The 17470-nt window shown below is 62.4% G+C and carries 18 protein-coding genes; 13 read left to right on the plus strand and 5 right to left on the minus strand.

Features of this window, described 5'->3' with window-relative positions; genetic code table 11:
- Window positions 1-419 precede the first annotated feature (419 nt).
- A complete protein-coding gene (locus tag ACVIIW_RS32815) occupies window positions 420-1802 on the plus strand; it encodes a polysaccharide biosynthesis/export family protein (RefSeq protein WP_456704484.1) in 1383 nt (460 codons plus the stop codon).
- A 412-nt stretch (window positions 1803-2214) separates the two neighbouring features.
- On the plus strand, window positions 2215-3273 hold the full coding sequence (gene galE / locus ACVIIW_RS32820) for a UDP-glucose 4-epimerase GalE (RefSeq protein WP_456704485.1): 1059 nt from the start codon (window positions 2215-2217) through the stop codon (window positions 3271-3273).
- Between the two features lie 158 nt (window positions 3274-3431).
- On the opposite strand, the gene ACVIIW_RS32825 is transcribed toward galE, so the two are convergent.
- Window positions 3432-3830: a hypothetical protein gene (locus tag ACVIIW_RS32825; RefSeq protein ID WP_456704486.1), complete on the minus strand. Its 399-nt coding sequence runs from the start codon at window positions 3828-3830 to the stop codon at window positions 3432-3434.
- 13 nt (window positions 3831-3843) lie between these two features.
- Window positions 3844-4239, minus strand: a complete 396-nt coding sequence (locus ACVIIW_RS32830; RefSeq protein WP_456704487.1) for a VanZ family protein — start codon at window positions 4237-4239, stop codon at window positions 3844-3846.
- Window positions 4240-4820: 581 nt separating this feature from the next.
- Between ACVIIW_RS32830 and ACVIIW_RS32835 the strand changes: the two genes are divergently transcribed.
- From ACVIIW_RS32835 to ACVIIW_RS32860, 6 genes are all read left to right on the plus strand, one after another.
- Window positions 4821-7157: a hypothetical protein gene (locus ACVIIW_RS32835; RefSeq protein WP_456704488.1), complete on the plus strand. Its 2337-nt coding sequence runs from the start codon at window positions 4821-4823 to the stop codon at window positions 7155-7157.
- Window positions 7158-7247: 90 nt separating this feature from the next.
- Window positions 7248-8291, plus strand: a complete 1044-nt coding sequence (locus tag ACVIIW_RS32840; protein ID WP_456704489.1) for a TAXI family TRAP transporter solute-binding subunit — start codon at window positions 7248-7250, stop codon at window positions 8289-8291.
- Complete coding sequence (locus tag ACVIIW_RS32845; protein ID WP_456704490.1) at window positions 8288-8908, plus strand: hypothetical protein; 621 nt, start codon at window positions 8288-8290, stop codon at window positions 8906-8908. Before ACVIIW_RS32840 ends, ACVIIW_RS32845 begins: the two co-directional genes overlap by 4 nt.
- Before the next feature lie 36 nt (window positions 8909-8944).
- Window positions 8945-9544 carry a DsrE family protein gene (locus tag ACVIIW_RS32850; RefSeq protein ID WP_456704491.1) on the plus strand — a complete coding sequence of 200 codons (600 nt, stop codon included), beginning with the start codon at window positions 8945-8947 and terminating at the stop codon, window positions 9542-9544.
- A 138-nt stretch (window positions 9545-9682) separates the two neighbouring features.
- Window positions 9683-9922, plus strand: coding sequence for a hypothetical protein (locus ACVIIW_RS32855; RefSeq protein ID WP_456704492.1), 240 nt, complete (start codon window positions 9683-9685; stop codon window positions 9920-9922).
- 36 nt (window positions 9923-9958) lie between these two features.
- Window positions 9959-10357, plus strand: coding sequence for a hypothetical protein (locus tag ACVIIW_RS32860; protein ID WP_456704493.1), 399 nt, complete (start codon window positions 9959-9961; stop codon window positions 10355-10357).
- Window positions 10358-10426: 69 nt separating this feature from the next.
- On the opposite strand, the gene ACVIIW_RS32865 is transcribed toward ACVIIW_RS32860, so the two are convergent.
- Both ACVIIW_RS32865 and ACVIIW_RS32870 read right to left on the minus strand, forming a co-directional pair.
- A complete protein-coding gene (locus tag ACVIIW_RS32865) occupies window positions 10427-10996 on the minus strand; it encodes an SET domain-containing protein (protein ID WP_456704494.1) in 570 nt (189 codons plus the stop codon).
- Between the two features lie 196 nt (window positions 10997-11192).
- Window positions 11193-11915 carry a TetR/AcrR family transcriptional regulator gene (locus ACVIIW_RS32870; RefSeq protein ID WP_456704495.1) on the minus strand — a complete coding sequence of 241 codons (723 nt, stop codon included), beginning with the start codon at window positions 11913-11915 and terminating at the stop codon, window positions 11193-11195.
- 102 nt (window positions 11916-12017) lie between these two features.
- On the opposite strand from ACVIIW_RS32870, the gene ACVIIW_RS32875 reads away from it, so the two are divergent.
- The 5 genes from ACVIIW_RS32875 to ACVIIW_RS32895 all read left to right on the plus strand — a co-directional run bounded on the left by ACVIIW_RS32875 (window position 12018) and on the right by ACVIIW_RS32895 (window position 15586).
- Window positions 12018-13418 (plus strand): carotenoid oxygenase family protein, encoded by a 1401-nt coding sequence (locus ACVIIW_RS32875; protein ID WP_456704496.1) that lies wholly within the window; start codon window positions 12018-12020, stop codon window positions 13416-13418.
- A gap of 52 nt (window positions 13419-13470) precedes the next feature.
- A complete protein-coding gene (locus ACVIIW_RS32880; protein WP_456704497.1) occupies window positions 13471-13953 on the plus strand; it encodes an MAPEG family protein in 483 nt (160 codons plus the stop codon).
- Between the two features lie 75 nt (window positions 13954-14028).
- A complete protein-coding gene (locus ACVIIW_RS32885) occupies window positions 14029-14604 on the plus strand; it encodes a hypothetical protein (RefSeq protein ID WP_456704498.1) in 576 nt (191 codons plus the stop codon).
- Window positions 14605-14617: 13 nt separating this feature from the next.
- Complete coding sequence (locus ACVIIW_RS32890; protein ID WP_456704499.1) at window positions 14618-15172, plus strand: inner membrane-spanning protein YciB; 555 nt, start codon at window positions 14618-14620, stop codon at window positions 15170-15172.
- 117 nt (window positions 15173-15289) lie between these two features.
- A complete protein-coding gene (locus ACVIIW_RS32895) occupies window positions 15290-15586 on the plus strand; it encodes a hypothetical protein (protein ID WP_456704500.1) in 297 nt (98 codons plus the stop codon).
- 39 nt (window positions 15587-15625) lie between these two features.
- Here the strand turns inward: ACVIIW_RS32895 and ACVIIW_RS32900 are convergent, their stop codons facing one another.
- On the minus strand, window positions 15626-17281 hold the full coding sequence (locus tag ACVIIW_RS32900; RefSeq protein ID WP_456704501.1) for a fumarate hydratase: 1656 nt from the start codon (window positions 17279-17281) through the stop codon (window positions 15626-15628).
- Window positions 17282-17470 lie beyond the last annotated feature (189 nt).

The following is a 17470-nucleotide window of genomic DNA, read 5'->3' on the forward strand; positions in this document are numbered from 1 at the left end:
CTGCGTGCCCACGGCCCGCTTCGGTTACGAGCAGGAACTCGGTCACCAATAGCAAGAGAGCGGCCAATCCGCCTTCCAACGCGCCTGCGATTGCCGCACCTCCATCGACCGGAAGCCTGGTACAGGCCCGCAAACTGATGAAGCACGCCAAACTGGATGGAAATTGGCGAAAACCGGATGGGAGGGGCAATAAGTGGGTAACTACGATGGTCGGTTGAGCCACGACAGCACGGGACTAGATTCGGGCAGCAATCGTCGACTGGTATGTTGGAGGGCACCGAGCGGTTCGGCGCCAGAGAAGAGAACGTAATTCCGCGGATCGCCTGTGTGGACGCTACTCGACGTCGACGTGCTGCCTTCCGCGAACAAGCTTGAAAGACTCTCACTTCGGTGACCACGTTCGCACAGGAAATGACGCCATGCCGAACTCCAGACTGCGCAATAGCTTCCATGTCGACGTCTTTGGCAGCGACCTGGGTCGTTGCATCAAATGGGCCTTGGTGGCTGTTGGCCTGACAATTTCCGTCACTCAAGCAAAGGCGGAATATCTGGTAAGCATCGGAGATGTGCTGGAGGTTGCGGTGGCCGGCGTGCCGGAGCTGCGGCATCGTGCTCCCGTTCAAATGGACGGGACGATTTCGTTGCCTCTGGTCGGAACGCTTCCAGCGGCCGGCCTGCCCTTGCCACAGATCCGCGCCAAAATCGGGGCTGCACTTGCGCGCAAGGTATTTCGGCAGCGGACGTCCGATGGCCGTGAGACGGTCGTCGTGATTGACGCAGACGAGGTCACGACGATCATCGCGGAATACAAGCCCCTATACGTAAATGGGGATGTATCGAAGCCGGGTGAATACCCGTATCGTCCGTCTATCACCGCGCGCCAGCTCGTCGCCGTGGCAGGCGGCTACGACATCATGCGGGTCAAGATGAATAACCCGTATCTGGAGGCAGCAGACCTCAGAAGCGAGTATGGTTCGCTTTGGACGGAGCTGGCCAAAGAACAGGCCCGTATGTGGCGCATCAAGACCGAACTTGGAGATGGAGCCCAGATCAGTCCAGCCCCCTTGATGGATGCGCCCTTGGCTCGATCGGCAATTTCCGAAATCGTTAATTCGGAAGCGGAATATCTGAAGACCAAGCAAAGTGATTATCAGCAGGAAAAGACGTTCCTCCAGCGCGGCATTCGACAGGGAGACGACGAGATCCGGGTGCTGTCAGACCAGCAGAAGAAGGATGAAGAGGGCCTTCAGGGCGATCTTGAAGACCTGCAGAAAACGACCGAGCTCTTCAGCAAGGGTTCCCTGATCAGCCCTCGCGTTACGGATGCGCGTCGCGCGGTGCTGCTGTCTTCAACCCGGAAGCTGCAAACCTCTGCGCAACTGCTGCAGGTCAAGAAGCAGCAGGACGAGTTCGTCAGGAAGCTCGCGAAGCTGGATGACCAGCGCAAGCTCGACCTGCTCCGCGAGCTGCAAGATACCAGCGTAAAGCTCAATGAAATTCGCGAGAAGCTGCAGAGCGTCGGCGAGAAGCTTCAGTACACTGCGATGGTTCGATCGCAACTCGTGCAAGGAGCCGGCAACAACGCGGAGATTGCCATCATCAGGAAGGGCGATAAGGGGCAAGACCGGATCATTGCGAATGAAGATACCGAGCTGCAGCCGGGTGACGCCGTCGAGGTCAGCCTCCAATACCAAGATGGTCCTGCCGTCCCTCCCCGGAGGCCGGGCAGTTCGGATGCTCCGGCAGCGACAGGCCGGACCGGTTCGATCGCCGGCGGTTCGGTTCGCGTCGGGCAAAAATGATAAGCGCGAGCTTGCTGGGCTGGAAACCAGAGCGGGTCCGACTGGAACGTCAGATGCGCGATCGCTTGAACATGGGTGGTGCGACAATCGTGATCGCTGTCAGTCTTAGTCGAATTGATTGCGGCATCGGGAACCTGGACGAAACGCGGGTGTCCCATCAGAGGTAATACGTAAGGTTCGAAATCTCTCCACCCCATGACGCGGCTTGCAAGTAGTGTGATGCCTACGCTCAGAGACAAGTGATGCTGCATCAAGGTGTTCGCGTTCTGGCCGGTTCCGAGACGAGCCTCCACTGGGCCGCCGGGGCTTCCTCGCAGCAAGCGCTGTTGCGAGGTCGGCTCTGGAGAACCTGGCCGGCGCCGATGCAGGCATCGCACGGAGGACGGTGGTGCGAGTGCGGAAGGTATCCGAGATGATCTTGGTGACCGGAGGTGCCGGCTACATCGGGTCCCACGTCTGCATCGCATTGCTGGACGCCGGGCTCGACGTCGTCGCTGTCGACAATCTTTCCAACAGCACCAGGGCGTCGCTGGACCGCGTGCAATCCATCTGCGGGCGTTCGCTCGTGTTTCGGCACGCCGATATCCGGGATGAAAAGGTGATCGGCGACATACTTCGTGAGTTCGGAGTGACCGCGGTCATTCACCTCGCAGGGCTGAAGGCGGTGGGCGATTCCAATGTACGACCCATGACGTATTACGAGAACAACGTCCTGGGAACGATGCGACTCGTGTTGGCCATGAAAACGGCGAATGTAAAGACGCTCGTCTTCAGCTCGTCTGCGACCGTCTATGGGATACCGAGATATCTGCCGATTGACGAAAGGCATCCCCTTGGCCCCACCAATCCGTATGGCCGCACAAAGCTCGTGATCGAACAGATGCTGAAGGACCTCTACAGGTCTGACGACAGTTGGCGCATCGCGAATCTGCGCTACTTCAATCCGGCTGGCGCGCACGAAAGCGGGCTCATCGGAGAAGACCCGTTGGGCGTTCCCAGCAACCTGTTGCCGTTTGTCGCGCAGGTGGCGATTGGACGGCGGGAGAAGCTGCGGATTTGGGGAGGCGATTATGATACGCCTGACGGCACGGGTGTCCGCGACTTCATTCATGTGGTCGATCTCGCAGCTGGTCATTTGAGTGCCTTACGCCAACTCAGACAACCCGGCCTGCTCACGGTCAACCTTGGAACAGGCTACGGCCACAGTGTCTTGGACGTCGTTCGCACATTCGAAGCGGCGAGCGGGCGGCCCGTCCCGTATGAAATCGTGGAGCGCCGGGCCGGTGATGTCGCCGTCTGCTATGCCGACCCGACCTTTGCGAAGGATGCGCTGAGCTGGACGTCGACGCGGTCCTTGCAGCAAATGTGTGCGGACCATTGGCGCTGGCAATTGCAGAACCCCAATGGCTTTCGTGCAGGCGAGCTCCCGAAGGCTCCGGAGCGGTCCGGTCATCTGCGCCGTCATGCCTGAGCGCTCCGGCCCAAGGCATTGGTCGAGCACCGGAGCCCAATCGCATGAGCTGAATTCGGAACGAACCTCGGCAGCAAGCATACCGCCCATCAGAGGTAGCTCGTAATGACCCGAAATCTCCGCGCCGCGGAGCAAGGCTGCAGGTAAGATGCCGTCGCTCATGGGAATCCGCGATGCCACACTATCGTGCATACGTTCTGGACGAACACGGCCGGCTGGGGGGCGTCGTCAATCTTGAATGCCCAGACGACGCGTCCGCAACCAAGCGCGCCGGGCAGTTGGCGGACGGTCACGAGGTTCAGCTTTGGCGGCTTGTCGCCGAACTCAAATTTGAAGACCCGCAGCACCGATCCAAGCGACGGCGGAATGTCCGGGCACCCGTGCACTAAGCGCTCGATTGACGCTTTCATCCCGCGGATGGCATCGCCCCGATAACGCCGCCCGACCGTCGCGGTTGCCGACGTGAGCCGTTCCCCCCGCGCTTTGGAAAAGGTGCCGATCCGCCGCGGATGTGAGTCGCAAGAAGCCCTGGGCGGGAAGATCAGCCTGCTCGTCAACGACGTTTGCGTGTCAACGGGTCGGCATCTTCGCCAAATGCGCCATCATCCGATGGGACGCGGCGGACACCGCGAAGCCGACGCAGGTCGAGAGCGCATCGACGACAAAATCCCCAAACCTCGCGTGCCGTCCCGGCACCCATAGCTGCATGATTTCAAGCAGGCCGATCAGGGCAACGGCGACCGCAGAAATAGTCCAGCGCCGCTGCGGATAGGCGAGACCGAAGCTAATGCCGACCAGAACGAAGGCGAGCGCATGGTCGCCGTGCTGTCCAAGGATGGGGTGAGGCCGAAGGTCCTGAGGGCCGAGCGTTACGAAGGTAACGGCGGCCGCAAGCAGCCAGGCGACAAGCCGAAGAAGAGCGGTAACTAAATCGTCTTGATTGCTAGCCACACCGGGGCTCGTCATTTCTGAGACTCGATTTCAAGAGCACGCTCCCTCCGATCAACGCAAAACGCCAAACGTCAGGTCTAGTTCAGCGTTTTGCTGGTTTGACTCTTATCACGCGGCCTCGGGGAGTTTGTAGGACCAAGATGAGGGGATGATGGTTCACGTCTCCGACACGCCGCACCGGGGCCGGAACATTGAACGATCCAGTCGGTTCCACCCTGCTCCTGACGCCCGAGTATGGATTCCTGTGTGCGCGGACGTGGGGGAGTACTCCAAAGGAGCGTCCTGCAACGCCTCAGCCGTGCGTGCTCAGGCGCTTGTCCCGGCCCGGCGGCCCCCCGATTGGTTCTGAAACACCGTAGATCCCAAACAACTTCATCGCGGTTCGCAGGCGCCGACCGGCATAGGGAGTACCCATCCATGGCAGTTGTTCAATAGCGCTGCTTATTGATGAAATCGCTTCTGTTTTCCTCTCGAATGAGGGGAATGCAATGGCGCCCCGGGAAGGCACTGCTCTGAACCCAGCTTGCCGATGAAAGCCCACACAGACAGTCGAACGGGACGGCAAAGTCCTGGCGCCACGTACCTGGCAGCACGTGATGGAGCGCAAGGTCATGCTTCATGAGGAATTGAAGATCTCCCTGAGGTGGGACCGATCTGCACCTCTGTGGATGGCAGCGGTCATGCTTGCTATGACTTGGGCGTCGGAAACGATGGCTTCACCGGATCAGACGCGGCGCCTCGCAGACGCACAACAGGCAACGACTGCCCTCAACCTCAGTGCTCACGAGTTCGCGACTTTGGTGCCGCGCCCAGGCGGCAGCGCCAAATCGATGCAGGTTGCGCAAGCGACGAGTAGCGAAACCGGAGCCCAGCAGCTTTCGGAGCCGCAACGTGACTGGGCCCAGTCACTGTCCTGCGAACTTGGCCTTGCAAGGCGCGACATAGCGTTGCTGCAACATCTCGAGCGAGAGCACGATCGCGCCGAGGGGCTGTTGCAAAGTCTCGACGATGCGCGGCGCGAGGTCGAAACGCAAAAGGCGTTGGCAGCGAAGGCCGTCGACGACGCTTGCCGACTAAAGGAGGCTTCCCAACCGAATCAAGCGGGCGCGAGTGCCGTAGCTGAGTTGCAGGCATCGCTACAGCAGGAGCGCGAGCGGTCAGCACGGCTGGAGCAGGACCTCGTGGCCGCCCGCCGCGACCTCGACACTCAGAGCGCATTGGCGACTAAAGCAGGTGAGGAAGCGTCAGAGCTGAAACATGCGTCGGAGAGCAACGCCCTGGAGCTACGGAACGCCGTGCAACAGCAAAGCGATCGTTCGGCGCGGCTGGAGCAGGACCTCGTGACCGCCCGGCGCGACATCGAAACCCAGACTGCATTGGCGACTAAAGCAGGTGAGGAAGCGTCGCAGCTGAAACATGCGTGGGAGAGCAACGCCCTGGAGCTACGAAACGCCCTGCAACAGGAAAGCGATCGTTCGGCACGGCTGGAGCAGGACCTTGCAGCCGCGCGACTTGATGTCGAGTCCCAGACCGCGCTGGCGGCAACGGCGAAATCGGAACTTTTGAGGCAATCGATGCTAAAGGAGCGTGACAGGGCCGAGGCGCTGTCACAGGACTTCTCTCTGACCCGGAGCGCAATTTACGCATACGAGGCCCAGACCCTCAAGGCTGGAGGCGAATCTGCCGAGTTCGACCTAGCGGCTGCAAACGCCATGCCGCTCCCGGCCTTTGCGCAGGACGCGCACGACCGGATGGAGCGGCTGCAGCAAGAGCTCGCGGTGGCGCGGCGCGAGGCTGCGACCCAAACGGCACTGGCGGCGAAAGCCAGCGAGGAAGCGTCCCGGCTGAAAGCGGCAGGAGAGAGCGACGCAGCGGAGTTGCAGAAATCCGTGCAACAGGAGCGGGAGCGGACCGGTCAGCTCGAGCAGGCGCTCGCGGCCGCTCGACGAGACATCGATGCGCAGACGGCGCTGGCCGCAAAGGCGGGCGACGAGGTCGCCAGGCTGACGCTAGCGGCAAAGGCTGACGCCGAAGAGCAGAAACGGTCGATACAGAAGGAGCACGAGAGAGCCGATGCGCTGGCGCAGGATCTCTCGATGGCCCGCAGCAAGATCTACGCATACGAAGCTCAAGCCGCCCAGGCCAGTGAGGAAGCGGCACAGCTCAGACGAGCGGCGAGCGATACGGCCTCGCTGGAGCAATCGCAGCAGCGGGAACACGAGCGCGCTGAACAGCTATCCCAGGATCTTGCGAAAACGAGCCGCGAGCTCGACGCACAGACCAGAATGGCGTCCAACGCGAGCGAGGAAGTCACACGGATCAAGCAGGCCGCCGAGCGCGACTCGGCCGCGCTGCGGAGCTCATTGCAGCGCGAGCGCGAGCGCGCCGACGGATTGGAAAGGGATCTGGCGTTGGCGCGTCAAGATAACGGCGCACTCGTGGCGAAGGCTCCCTACGCCGCGTCTCCGCCGGCTACGACCGGCAAGGCAGTACGCCAGGAACCGGTGTCAGCGCCGGCGCGGCCAATCCAAAACCGGCCTGTCCAAGACCGAGCGGTCCAGGACGGAGCGATCCAAGACGTAGCCGTCCAAGACAAGCCGGTCAAAGATCAGGCCATAGCGGCGCGCAGCCAGGGCGATGCTCAGGTCAATCCTAACGACGGGGTGCAAGCGGTGAAATTGATCGCGCGCGCCAGCGCGCTGCTTGAACAGGGAAACATCGGCGCGGCGCGGATCGTGCTCGAGCGCGCCGCCGAGCTAGGGAGCGCGCAAGCAAGCTTCCTGCTCGCGGAAACCTACGATCCGCTGATCCTTCGAAATTTTGGAACGTACGGAACGCAAGGCGATCCCACTAAAGCGCAGACTCTTTATGCGCGGGCCGAGGCTGGAGGAATCAAGGAAGCGAAAACGCGAGCGGAAGCGCTGCGCCGATAGCACGGTCTGGTGAGGCGATCTCCAAAGCGACGATGCAATCAAGGATCGAAAGCGCCGCCACGGCCGCCGCATGTGTAGAGGAGTTGGTCGATGAAAAGGCTTACAGGATTGCGTCGGCTGCTCTTGCTCGCGGCGCTCGCACCATTGCTCCTGACCCCTCAGCTCGGGGCAGATGCGCAGCCGCAAGATATACGACCGCGCAAGGTTCGCCTGGCGCGGCCCGAGCCGCCGCTGCCACGGCCTGAGGTGGTCTCCATGAACGCCTGGACGGTCGGCCTCGCCGGGGGTCTGCTCGAGGGCGCACCAATTCGCCTCGCGGCCGAGATCGCCCGTGTGGTCGACGATGGGGATAACCTGCATGTTCTGCCGGTCGTCACTCGCGGTGCCGCGGAAAACCTCAATTCCCTGCTCTATTTGCGCGGCATCGATGCGGCCATCATCAACTCCGACGCGCTCGAGGAATACAAGAGCCAGGTTCCGGACATCCAGCGACGAATTGCGTATGTCCTCAATCTGTTCCCGTCCGAGCTGCATATTTTCGTTCGACCCGAGATTCGGAGCTTGAGTGATCTCGCCGGGAAGAAAGTCAATTTCAATACGCAGGGCACCGCTGCGGCCTATTCGGGGCCGCTGATCTTCAGCCGCCTCAATCTCGACGTCGAGAAGACGTTCATTCCGCACCAGATCGCACTCGAGCAGATGCGCAAAGGCGAGATGTCCGCCGTCGTCTTCATCACATCGAAGCCGGTGGATGCTTTCGTGCGAGGCCGTTGGGAGCCCGGCTTCAAGTTCCTGCCCCTCCCATACGAGAGCAAGTTCGAAGACTACTATCTTCCCGCCAGCCTCGATGCGACCGACTATCCCAATCTGATAAAGCAGGGCGAACGCGTTTCAACGATCGCCGTGCCGACTGCATTGGTCGCTTTCAATTGGCCGGCAAAGTCCAATCGCTCTGAGCGCGTCACACGCTTCATCGATCACCTATTCTCCCGGATCGACAGATTGCAGGCCCCCGGCTTCGATCCGAAGTGGAAATCCATCAACCTCGCTGCGACGGTTCCGGGTCTCGCGCGCGTCCCTGCGGCGCAGGCATGGCTGGATCGGCAGCCTCGCGCAACACAAGCATCACAATGAAACGCGCCGCGATCCTCCTTCTTGTTGCACTCGGCGGTACAGGCCGCATTGCGCTGGCCCAGGATCCCGCGACGGAGCTGCGTTCCTGCCTTCAGAAGGAACACGCGGACCGCCTGGGGTGTCTGAATAAATTGACGCGTTCCATCGCGCCTCAAAATGGCATGACGCCCGAAGACGACTGGATCGTCAGCCTGACGACCTCCCCCATAGACTACTCGCCGATCGCGACCGCTACGACGTCGTCACGCAGCGGGGCCGGCGAGTCCACGATGCAATTATCGATCCGCTGCCGCGCTGGCAGGACGGAACTGGCGCTCGCGGGCCCGGGCATCTCACGCGGAAGCGGTGATGATGCAATTTCCTATCGCGTCAACGACAATCCGGCAGTGCAGGTCGCAGCGGCCGCGCCGGCCTTCGGTCCTGGCGTCGCGTTCGCGGGCGATGTTGTTCGCCTGGTGCAGTCGCTTCCGGACGGCGGGGACCTTATCGTCCTCCTCTCGGCAAGGGGCGGGTCTGCGCATGACGGAACGTTCTCCCTCGCCGGGCTGGACGCGGCGCGCGCGAAGATGGCCTCGGCATGCAGGTGGCCGCGCGCGATTGCAGCACCTAATCATTGATGGCGAACAGATGATCTTGTTCGATGGAGGCGCATAATGATCAACTTTCATCTTAATGCCAAAGCGGCCGCGATGGCAGCGTTCGCCACTCTGCTTGCTGCATCGCCTGCGGGCGCGGAGCAAGGCGGCAAGTACTGGACGCCGGCAGACGGGCAACCCGCCCTGTACAGGGCGAGCCATGCGAGGCAACACATAGTGAAGCAGACGACGGCGAGGCGAAAACAGTCCGCGTTTGCCCGGATGGATGATCCGGCCGCAACCAAGAAGCAAGAGCATCACCTGATCCTTCAGGTGAATACCAATGACCCCGCCGCGATGAATCTCGCGCTCAACAACGCAACCAACGTGGCGGAATATTACAAGGACGCCGGCGAGAAGGTGAAGATCGAGGTGGTGACGTTCGGGCCCGGCCTGCACATGTTGCGTGAAGACACATCGCCGGTAAAGGCGCGCATTGAAGAGATGGCCCTGAGCACGCCCGAGGTTTCGTTCAAGGCCTGCGGCAACACCCGGGAGAAGATGCAGAAAAGCGAGAGCAAGGACATACCGATTGTTCGGCAGGCGGAGGTCGTGAAGTCGGGCGTCGTGCGCGTGATGGAATTGCAGGAAAAGGGATGGACCTACGTCAAGCCGTAAGAAAAGGTTCGAGCCTGCTCGCACGGGCGCGGAAGCCGCTGAAGAACAGATGATTTCGCGTACATCGCGTTCATTACCCCCGAGGTAATCGAACTGGGTCCCGCATCGGCGCATCTTCGGTCATGACAGGAGATGACCATGATCGCACTGCTGCTCTACCGGACCCTTGCAGACTACGTGTTGCCTCGCATCGCCTCTTGGGCCGTCACGTTCGCGGCTCGGATGCTGGCCCGGGGACTCAACATGCCCGAGCCGCTGGTGCACTCGACGGGTGACTATGTCGTCGCGCAGGTCACGGCACTCGAGCACAGCGTCGGCAGGAGCCTCTTCCCCGTCCTCAGCCGGCTGCTCCGCGCCTGGTGGCGCGGACTGCACTGAGTTCCCCCGCGCCCAACCCAGCCAAGGAGACCTCTGATGATCGACGCATCCACCTTCCTGCGCCGCGCCCTGCTCGCCGACGCCCTCTTCAGCGGCGTTGCCGCACTCGGCTTCACCGTCGGCGCCGGTACGTTCGCGACGGTATTCAACCTGCCCGAAGCGCTGTTGCGCGAAACCGGCCTGTTCCTGATCGCCTACACCGCACTGGTGGGGTGGCTCGCCTCGCGCACAGTGGTGCCGAAGCCGCTCGTGCTGCTGGTCGTGGTCGGCAACGCCGCCTGGACGGTCGGCAGCATCGCAGTGCTGTTCTCGGGCACGGTGTCACCGAACCTCGCCGGCGAACTCATGATCACGGCGCAGGCAATCGCGACCGGCGTATTCGCCGAGCTGCAATATGTGGGCTTGCGAAAGAGCGGGAGCGCAGTGGCTGCCTAAACAACAATGTACCCCCATGTCCCGCCTTCGGCCGGGCATGACGGTGGGCCCAAAGGGGCGACGCGCGGGTTATGCCCGTGCGCGGCTCTTTTTGGCAACGGCATGGCCGTTGAGCTTCTTCTTTTTGGCACCCTTCTTGAGACTCTTGGCACCCGTCTTCTGCGCCTTGCGCTCCGCGCGCGCCTTCACCCTGGCACGTTCCGCACGCGCCTCGGCGCGCTGCTTCTTGCGCTTGTTCTCACAGGAAGGGCACTTGCAGCCGATCGGCTTGAGATAGGCTTTGAAATAGTCGGTGCCGTAATCATAGTTGATCTCCTCGCCCGGCTCGATGTTCTTGATGGCGCGGATGAACACCTTGCGCTCGCGCGGGCGGACGTCGGATTCCGCGTTGGGCCGACAGGAATGGTTGATGTAGCGCGCGAGATTCTTGCGCACCGAGCCATCGATGGTCCAGCGGCCGTTGAGCTCGAACAGATATTTGTTCTCGATCTCGTCGTGCTCAGGAATGCGGCAGTCCAGGATCGGCCCGAAATAGCGGATGATCCGGGTGCCTTTCTTGATCGGCATGGTGGCGAAGAGGCCAAGTCCGGTCTTGGAGCGGCCGACGCGATAGGATTTGCGGGAAGCGATGGCTGGCATGATCGAGAGGCATGAGGACGCAAATAGGGCCGGATGCCCCAAGCGAAGCCGCTCTTCTAGAACGATTCCGCGCCGCTGTCAGGTCTATCTCACCGCGCTCAGGCCTTGCCCACAGTCAACTTGCCCATAGTGAAGGTGTCGATGGCTTGAGTTCCGCAAGACACGGGCGGTGCCTGTCACATTCCGTTGGCCAGCGTCAGGTCGGCAGCCTCCCCGCCACCGTCGACTTCAGGATCGCTTCCAGCAGTTGCTCGGCCGTCGTGCCCGCGGGCAGCCGTTCCAAAATATCCTCGAGCCGCCCGTCGAGCAGCAGCATGGTGAAACCGTGCACCATCGACCAGGCCCGCGCGATCGCCGCGCCCTGCTCGACGGTCAGGTTGTCGCCGCGGATCGGCTCCTGGCGCATCGCGCCGATGGCATTGGCAAGTCCGGCAAAAGAGGATTCCGCCGCCTCGTGCAGCGAGGGCCTGGAATAGTCGAGCCGCTCGGTGCGGAACATCAGACCGTACATGCCGGGATGGGCCTGGGCATAAGCCACATAGGCTTTCGGTCGCGCCAGCGCCCGCTCCAGCGGCGAAGTGACCGCCTCGCAGGACGCGGCCATCGCCGCGTTGAATTGGCGGAAACCGATCGCCGCGAGCTCACTGACAAGCCCCGTGAGATCGCCAAAATGATGCGTCGGGGCCGCATGCGACACGCCAGCCTCGCGCGCCACCGCGCGCAGCGTCAGGCCGGCGAGCCCGTCGCGCTCCAGCACTCGTTCGGCGGCCTGGAGCAGAGCCTCGCGTAAGGCGCCATGGTGATAAGGCGCCTCGGTCTTCACACTCGCCGGGCGGCGAGCCGGGCGAGGTGACGAGGGTGTCTTCTTGGGCGCGCGCGCGCGGCGAGCCGTTTCGCTTTTGGTATCGCTCTTAGCCATTTACAAGCTATATGACGCAATATTGACAGTGTAAAGATTTCACTTGACGTCAGCAGCGATCGGCCCTATGCCATCTTTACGATGTAAAGATAGGGATACGCCGTGTTTCAGGATGCGACCGCCGAGCGCCGCAACAACATCGCTCCGATTCCGTTCGAGGCGGACGCGCCTTTCCTCAAGATCATCGGCGAATTGCCGCGCGAGCTGAACGGCACGCTTTATCGCAATGGTCCCAATCCGCAGTTCGAATCCCCTGGCGCACACTGGTTCGTCGGCGACGGCATGCTGCACGCCTTTCACCTCGAAGACGGGCGTGCCTCCTACCGCAACCGCTGGGTCCGGACGCCGAAATGGCTCGCCGAGCACGATGCCGGCCGGGCGTTCTTCGGCAAGGGCTTCGGCAACAGATTGCCGGACGCGCCCGCCCATGTCACCGACGGCGGCGTCGCCAACACCAACATCATCTTCCACGCCGGCAAGCTGCTCGCGCTGGAAGAGGCGCATCTGCCGACCGAGATCGAGCCGGGCACGCTGGCGACGCGCGGCTATCATAATTATCAGGGCCGCGTCGCCGGCAGCTTCACCGCGCATCCGAAGATCGACCCGGTCACGGGCGAGCTGGTGTTCTTCGGCTACAATGCGGCGGGGCCGCTGACATCGGCGCTCTCGTACGGATCAATCGATGCGTCCGGCAAGGCAACGCGCTTCGAGAGGTTCGAGACGCCCTATGCCAGCATGGTGCACGACTTCATCGTCACCGACAATCACGTGCTGTTTCCGATCCTGCCGCTCACCGGCAGCAAGGAGCGCGCGATGACCGGCAAGCCGCCCTACGCCTGGGAGCCTGAGAAAGGAGCCTATGTCGGCGTGATGAAACGCAACGGATCGAGCAAGGACATCGTCTGGTTCCGCGGTGAAGCCTGCTACGTCTTCCACATCATGAATGCGTGGGAAGAAGGAAATCGCATCATCGCCGACGTCATGCAATTCGACGAAGCGCCGCTGTTTCCGCATCCCGACGGCTCGCCCGTCAAACGTGAGACACCGTTCGCCCGCCATTGCCGCTGGACCTTCGATCTCGCGGGGAATACCGACCGCTTCCAGCAGACTTATCTCGACGATCTCACCGGCGAATTCCCGCGCGTCGACGATCGCCGCGCGGGCTTGAAGAGCCGTCACGGCTGGTACGCCTGCGCCAATCCGAAGGCGCCGATGTTCGGCGCGCTGTGCGGCATCGTCCATGTCGACGGCACCGGCAAGCGGCTCGGCCAATATCTGCTGCCGGGCGGCGACACCATCTCCGAGCCGGTCTTCGTCGAGCGGTCGAAGGATGCGCCCGAGGGCGACGGTTGGTTGCTGGCTGTGGTCTGGCGAGCGCGGGAGAACCGCAGCGACCTCGCCGTGTTCAACGCCACCGACATCGAGGCTGGCCCCGCCGCTCTGGTGCAGCTCGGCCATCGCGTGCCCGACGGCTTTCACGGCAATTGGGTGGAAGCGCAATAGCCCGCCTCCTCGCCACTCCGGCACTGCGGACCCATCATCAGCGAGACCGCGCATGCACGTCCCCGCGATTACCGCAAACTATCTCGCCGTCCTGGCGCTGATCTACGTTGCGCTTGCGCTCCAGGTGATCCGGCTGCGTCGGAGCAACGGTGCCGCCTTCAACGACGGCGGTAACGAACGCCTGCGCAGTGCGATCCGCGCCCATGGCAATTTCATGGAATACGTCCCCATCATCACGCTGATGATCGCGTTTCTCGAAATGTCCGGCGTATCGCCGTTGCGCATTCATTTGCTGATGGGAGCCCTCGTGCTGTCGCGGCTGTTGCATCCTCTCGGCATGTACGCGACGCCGGGCTCGCGCAGATTCGTGATCTGCCGCGGCGGAAGCATCTTCCTGACCATCGGTCTTCTGGTCTCCAGCGCGCTGACCATCCTGTCGCGCCTGCCCTGGGCTGCCGTCGCCGACGAAATATCCGACCAAGCCATTGCAGCAATTCAGTTTTTACAGGTCATTCACGTCATTTTGACACTGTAAAGATTTTGCTTGACCCGGCGCCGGCCCTGAACTACCAATCTTGACATCGTAAAGATGGCTTCGATCGAGGCGAACATGACGATTTTCCTGATCCTTGCTCCCTACGGCGCCTACACCTTTCTGATGCTCATGACCTCGGCCACGATCTCCGTATTCGCGGCCTGTGCGATCTGCCTCGCCACGATCGCAATCGACGTTGCGCGCGGCCGTTCTGTGAAGATCCTGGCTGCGGGTTCGGCGATCCTGTTCGCCGGCATCGGCCTTTTCCTCGCGCTGCACGATCCCTGGCTCAGCACGCTCGGCGTCAAGCTCTCGGTCGACATCGGCATCTTCGTCATCTCGCTCGGCTCAATGCTGGCGCGCCGCCCATTCACGCTGCAATACGCGATCGAATCCGTGCCGGCCGAAACCGCGGCGATGCCAGGCTTCCTGACTGCCAACTACTTCATCACCGGCGCATGGACCCTGGCTGCTCTTCTGATGATGGCCGCCAACATCGTGCTGCTCTACTTCCCGGGCCTGCCGGTTTGGCTCGGCATCGCCGTCGCTTTCGCTGCCCGCAACAGCGCGATCTATTTCACCAAATGGTATCCCGAATATCGCCAGCTCAAGTATGGTGCGCCCGGTGGCGCGCTGCCCGAAGTCCAGTGAGACAGGATCGACAATGAAGGACGCATTCGCCCGCCTCGCCTCCGACTTCCTGTCGGCCATCGTCTTCCTGGTGATCTATCTCATCACCGACAACGTCATCCTGGCGACGTCGGTGGCGATAGCAGGCGCGATCGCGCAAGTGATCTATGCCCGCGTGAAGGGGCGCGAGCTCGGCTACATGACCTATGCGAGCCTCGCGCTCGTCGTCGTGCTCGGGACGGTGACGCTGCTGACCAACGACCCTCGCTTCATGTTGGCAAAGCCTGCGATCGCGCATTTCGCGATCGGCGCGATCATGCTCAAGCGCGGCTGGATGCTGCGCTACATGCCGCCGGTCGTGGTCGAGACCGCGCCGGAATATGTCACCGCTGCGGGCTATGCCTGGGCGGCGCTGATGTTCGTCCTCGGCGCCGGCACGATCGCCGTCGCCTCCACCGGCGACCTGAAGCTGTGGGCGTTCTACATCTCGGCGGTCGCAGGCGGCGCCAAGGCCCTCGCCTTTGCCGTGCAGTACGTGGTGTTCAGGCTGGTCGTCACCAGCCGCCGGCGCGCTGCCGCCCGCGCCTGAAGGACCCCAGCGGGCGTTGAAGGGCCGTTAGGAACCCGCCCCGACTTGCGCTATAGGCTCAGCCCAGGACTGGCTGTGGATCATCGCAGCCCGCCGGATCATGTTCAGGAGACGCGAATGGCCGTGGACGGCAACTGGAATCTCACCATGACGACGCCGATGGGCGAACGCCAGGCGACGCTGAGCCTGAAGACCGCGGGCGGCACGCTCACGGGCACGCAGGGCGCGGACGGCAATACCGCCGATATTTTTGACGGCGCCGTCTCTGGCGACAACGTCTCCTGGAAAGTCTCGATCACCAATCCGATGCCGCTGACGCTCGAATTCACCGGCACGGTTGCCGGCGACAGCATCAGCGGCGAGATGGGCATCGGCCCGATGGGCAGCTTCCCCTTCACGGGCACGCGGGCTTAGGCCTCTACCTCGCCCCGCTCTCGCGGGGCGAGGTGACGACTAGCCCAAATTCAACTCCTTGAAGAAGTCGTTGCCCTTGTCGTCGATGATAATGAAGGCGGGGAAGTCGACGACTTCGATGCGCCAGATCGCTTCCATGCCGAGCTCGGGATATTCGAGCACCTCGACCTTCTTGATGCAGTGCTCGGCGAGGTTCGCCGCCGCGCCGCCGATCGAGCCGAGATAGAAGCCGCCATATTTCTTGCAGGCCTCGCGCACCGCGGGCGCGCGGTTGCCTTTCGCTACCATCACCATGGAGCCGCCGGCGGCCTGGAACTGGTCGACGAAGGAATCCATGCGGCCTGCGGTGGTCGGACCGAACGCACCGGAAGCGTAACCCTCGGGCGTCTTGGCTGGACCGGCATAGTAGACCGGATGATTCTTGAAATAGTCCGGCAGCGGCTCGCCCTTGTCCAGGCGCTCGCGCAGCTTGGCATGCGCGGAGTCGCGTGCGACGATCATGGTGCCGCTCATCGAGACGCGCGTCTTGATCGGGTACTTCGAGAACGTCGCCAGGATGTCCTTCATCGGCTGGTTGAGGTCGATCTTGACCACCTCGCCGCCAAGCGACTCCTCGACCTCAGGCAGATACTGCGCCGGATTGTGCTCGAGCTCTTCGAGATAGATGCCGTCTTTGGTGATCTTGCCCAGCACCTGGCGATCGGCCGAGCAGGACACGCCCAGCCCGATCGGCAGCGAAGCGCCGTGACGCGGCATACGGATCACGCGCACGTCGTGGCAGAAATACTTTCCGCCGAACTGCGCGCCGACGCCGAGCGACTGCGTCATTTTGTGGATTTCCTTCTCCATCTCGACGTCACGGAAGGCGTTGCCATCGGGCGAACCGTGGGTCGGCAGCGCATCGAGATAGCGGGCAGAGGCGAGCTTCACCGTCTTCATGCAGAGCTCGGCCGAGGTGCCGCCGATCACGATGGCTAGGTGATACGGCGGGCACGCCGCGGTGCCGAGCGTCAGGATCTTCTCCTTGAGAAAAGCGAGCAACCGGTCCTTGGTCAGCACCGAGGGCGTGGCCTGGAACAGGAAGCTCTTGTTGGCGGAGCCGCCGCCCTTCGCCATGAACATGAACTTGTATGCGTCGCCGCCCTCGGCGTAGATCTCGCACTGTGCCGGCATGTTGTTGGCAGTGTTCTTCTCCTCGTACATCGACAAGGGCGCGACCTGCGAGTAGCGCAGATTGCGGCGCAGATAGGCATCGCGCGCGCCTTCCGACAGCGCCGCCTCGTCGTCACCGTCGGTGAGGACGTTGCAGCCCTTCTTGCCCATGATGATTGCCGTGCCGGTGTCCTGGCACATCGGCAGCACGCCGCCGGCCGCAATGTTGGCGTTCTTGAGGAAGTCCAGCGCGACGAACTTGTCGTTCGGGCTTGCCTCGCCGTCCTCCAGGATCGCGCGGAGCTGCTTCAGATGGCCGGGACGCAGATAATGGTTGATGTCGCCGAAAGCCGCCTCGGACAGCGCCCGCAACGCCTCGCGCGACACCACCAGCATGTCCTTGCCCAGGACCTTCTCGACCCTGACACCCTCGGACGTGATCTTCTTGTAGGGCGTCTCGTCCTTGCCCAGCGGAAACAGCGGGGTGTGCTTGTAGGGCGGCACGGGCTTCGAGGCATCGGGGAAGGCGGTTGGTGCGTTCATGAGGCAAATCTCGGGGTTCGCGAGCCCTCGTTCGGGCCCTGGCTGAGAAGCGTTCTAAGCTTTTTTACCGCAAAGGGAAGGCGTTCTGGCACGGCCGGAGCATCCCGATTCGGGCCGCGGCAACCGTTTTGGTGGCCGGCTTCGTCGATGGGTGGTGTTGATCGTGCCCAACGGAGGCGGGTTGCACCC

It is taken from the genome of Bradyrhizobium sp. USDA 4449, from assembly GCF_054056275.1.

Bases quoted from the DNA above. Each gene is read 5' to 3' on its own strand.
- ACVIIW_RS32850 (WP_456704491.1), top strand. From the start codon at position 8,945: ATGATCAACTTTCATCTTAATGCCAAAGCGGCCGCGATGGCAGCGTTC.
- ACVIIW_RS32885 (WP_456704498.1), top strand. From the start codon at position 14,029: ATGACGATTTTCCTGATCCTTGCTCCCTACGGCGCCTACACCTTTCTG.
- ACVIIW_RS32880 (WP_456704497.1), top strand. From the start codon at position 13,471: ATGCACGTCCCCGCGATTACCGCAAACTATCTCGCCGTCCTGGCGCTG.
- galE (WP_456704485.1), top strand. From the start codon at position 2,215: ATGATCTTGGTGACCGGAGGTGCCGGCTACATCGGGTCCCACGTCTGC.
- ACVIIW_RS32900 (WP_456704501.1), bottom strand. From the start codon at position 17,281: ATGAACGCACCAACCGCCTTCCCCGATGCCTCGAAGCCCGTGCCGCCC.
- ACVIIW_RS32835 (WP_456704488.1), top strand. From the start codon at position 4,821: ATGGAGCGCAAGGTCATGCTTCATGAGGAATTGAAGATCTCCCTGAGG.
- ACVIIW_RS32840 (WP_456704489.1), top strand. From the start codon at position 7,248: ATGAAAAGGCTTACAGGATTGCGTCGGCTGCTCTTGCTCGCGGCGCTC.
- ACVIIW_RS32855 (WP_456704492.1), top strand. From the start codon at position 9,683: ATGATCGCACTGCTGCTCTACCGGACCCTTGCAGACTACGTGTTGCCT.
- ACVIIW_RS32830 (WP_456704487.1), bottom strand. From the start codon at position 4,239: ATGACGAGCCCCGGTGTGGCTAGCAATCAAGACGATTTAGTTACCGCT.
- ACVIIW_RS32870 (WP_456704495.1), bottom strand. From the start codon at position 11,915: ATGGCTAAGAGCGATACCAAAAGCGAAACGGCTCGCCGCGCGCGCGCG.
- ACVIIW_RS32815 (WP_456704484.1), top strand. From the start codon at position 420: ATGCCGAACTCCAGACTGCGCAATAGCTTCCATGTCGACGTCTTTGGC.
- ACVIIW_RS32845 (WP_456704490.1), top strand. From the start codon at position 8,288: ATGAAACGCGCCGCGATCCTCCTTCTTGTTGCACTCGGCGGTACAGGC.
- ACVIIW_RS32865 (WP_456704494.1), bottom strand. From the start codon at position 10,996: ATGCCAGCCATCGCTTCCCGCAAATCCTATCGCGTCGGCCGCTCCAAG.
- ACVIIW_RS32895 (WP_456704500.1), top strand. From the start codon at position 15,290: ATGGCCGTGGACGGCAACTGGAATCTCACCATGACGACGCCGATGGGC.
- ACVIIW_RS32890 (WP_456704499.1), top strand. From the start codon at position 14,618: ATGAAGGACGCATTCGCCCGCCTCGCCTCCGACTTCCTGTCGGCCATC.
- ACVIIW_RS32860 (WP_456704493.1), top strand. From the start codon at position 9,959: ATGATCGACGCATCCACCTTCCTGCGCCGCGCCCTGCTCGCCGACGCC.